This window comes from Shewanella sp. 11B5, assembly GCF_002836795.1.
Classification (GTDB): Bacteria; Pseudomonadota; Gammaproteobacteria; order Enterobacterales; family Shewanellaceae; genus Shewanella; species Shewanella frigidimarina.
The window spans coordinates 1-2,499 of sequence record NZ_PJAP01001053.1; the positions used below are offsets into that span (position 1 = coordinate 1).

Consider the following 2,499-nt stretch of genomic DNA (forward strand, 5'->3'; position numbering starts at 1 on the left):
TTAATTACAGCCAAGAAAAAGCCGAGATCACACCTGGATTGGCCACATCATGGCAGGTGTCCGATGATGGTTTAAGCTATGTTTTTACTTTACGTGAACATGTGAGTTTTCATAAAACTCGCCATTTTACTCCCGTAAGAGACTTTAATGCCGATGATGTGTTGTTTTCATTTAATCGTATTATTGATCCACTACATCCATATCATCTAGTCAGCAGAACCGGTTATCCATTTTTTCAAAGTATTGGTTTTGCTGATTTAATTGGCTACATTGAAAAAGTAAACGACTACCAGGTTATCTTTCATTTAACTCGAAAAGACGCTTCTTTTTTATCTAATTTGGCTACTGATTTTGCCGTTGTATTATCGGCAGAATATGGTTATCAACTGTTAGCCCAAGGCACTCCTGAAGATATCGATTACTACGCAGTAGGCACAGGACCTTTTCAGCTCAGCCAGTATGTGAAAAACGAATATATTCGCTTTAAAAAGAATCCTGTCTATTGGGGCCCTACGGTTGAAATTGATCAATTAGTATTTGATATCACCCCAAGAAGCACCGCACGAATTGCTAAATTAATTACCGGAGACTGCAGCGTTTCAGCATTACCCAAAGCTGGTGAGTTGGCAGTGCTTGACCAACATAAAGATATTATTATCGATGCTAAACCTGGACTAAACGTAGCATTTTGGGCATTTAACACTCAAAAACCGCCATTAGATGATGTTCGTGTAAGACGAGCACTTGCGCATGCTATTGATAAAAATAATATTCTAGACGTGGTATATAACGATACCGCTGTGGAGGCGACAGGTGTTTTACCTCCGGCATCTTGGGCTTACAGCAAAAACTTATCTCCAAATGAATATAACCCAGAAAAAGCCAAAGTATTACTGCACCAAGCAGGTGTATCTAACTTATCCATTAATGTGTGGGCCATGCCTGTTGCACGAATTTATAATCCGAGTGCATTGAAAACAGCGGAGCTCATTCAGGCCGATTTAGCCCGTATTGGCGTAAAACTGAATATCATTAGCTATGATTGGAGTGTATTCACCCAAAAGCTAGCCAGTTCGAATTATGATTCGGTCCTTATTGGTTGGAATGCGGATAATAGCGATCCAGATAACTTTTTTACTCCATTGTTAAGCTGCGCGGCATTAGCCTCTAACAATAATCGCTCTCGCTGGTGTAACAAAGACTTTGAACACCTGCTAACCCAAGCTCAGAGTGTATCAACTCAACCTGAACGCAAAGCATTTTATCAATCAGCAGAAGCCATTATTAGCGATCAAGTTCCGCTAGTAACAATCGCACATGCCAAAAAAGTGGTGTTGAAGAAAAGCAATATTACCGCCATGCAAATTAGGCCTTATGGCGGTATTTCCTTCGCCAAAACAACTCAAGCAATAGAGGAAACTGAATAAATGTGGCGTTATCTTTTTAGTCGCATAACCCTGTTTATGGCCACATCTCTAGTCATGGTGGCCGTACTCTTTATGGCGTCGGGACAGTTTCCTGTCAGTAAAGCGTATTCACTATCAGGGGTTCAATATCCAACGCTTGAACAACAACAGCAAATAGAGCAAGACTATCAACTACATGATAACCAATTACTGCAGTTTACTGCCTACTTGCGCCAACGCTTATCGGGTAACTTTGGTATTTCTAGTAACTCGCAGCAAGAGGTTCTAGAAGAGCTTGAAGCAGTACTACCTGCGTCTTTTGAATTATCATTGTTTTCAGGTTTTATAGCTGTGTTTTTTGGTGTACCCATTGGCGTGCTAGCCGCATTAGGTAATAACAAAGCACTACAACGCAGTATTTTAGCCATCACCTTAACAGGCTATTCTATTCCGGTATTTTGGCTCGGGTTGACCTTATCTATGTGGTTTGGGGTGAATCTTGGCTGGCTGCCCATTTCAGGTCAAATCAATTTACTTTATGAAATTGAACCTGTGACAGGTTTCATGCTGGTCGACACTTTATTATCCGATTCTAGTTACCGTATTCCTGCATTTCATGATGCTTTATTACACTTAATTTTACCGGCTGTCACTTTAGCAGTGCTTCCTTTTACATTGGTGGTAAGGATCACTCGACAAGCCATTTTAAATGTGATGAATCAGACTTATATTCGTGCAGCTGAAGCTCGCGGTTTACACACGGCTAAAATACTACTTCGTCATGTACTGCCCAACGCCTTAATCCCGGTAATAAAAAGTATTGGTTTAATGCTGGGATCATTCGCCAGCTATGGCATTGTGGTTGAAGTGATATTTTCGTGGCCTGGGGTTGGCAGTTGGTTAGTATCAGGCATTTACCAGCGTGACTATACTGTTATTCAAGCGGGCATCTTAGCTGTGTCATTATTAATTATTTTCTTAAGCATATTGATTGATTTACTGCATACCGCAATCAACCCAATGAGCAGAAAGGAATTGTATGCCTCGAATTAAAATATACCAAGAAGACCATATAGCCTCGCCTATGTGGCGA

General features: G+C 40.7%; 2 protein-coding genes. Both read left to right on the forward strand.

Annotation, left to right across the window (positions count from 1 at the left end; all coding sequences use genetic code 11):
- On the forward strand, positions 1-1,427 hold a 1,427-nt coding region (locus CXF78_RS20185), incomplete at its 5' end, for an ABC transporter substrate-binding protein (protein ID WP_102037761.1).
- Positions 1,428-2,459, forward strand: coding sequence for an ABC transporter permease subunit (locus CXF78_RS20190; RefSeq protein WP_011638031.1), 1,032 nt, complete (start codon positions 1,428-1,430; stop codon positions 2,457-2,459).
- Positions 2,460-2,499 lie beyond the last annotated feature (40 nt).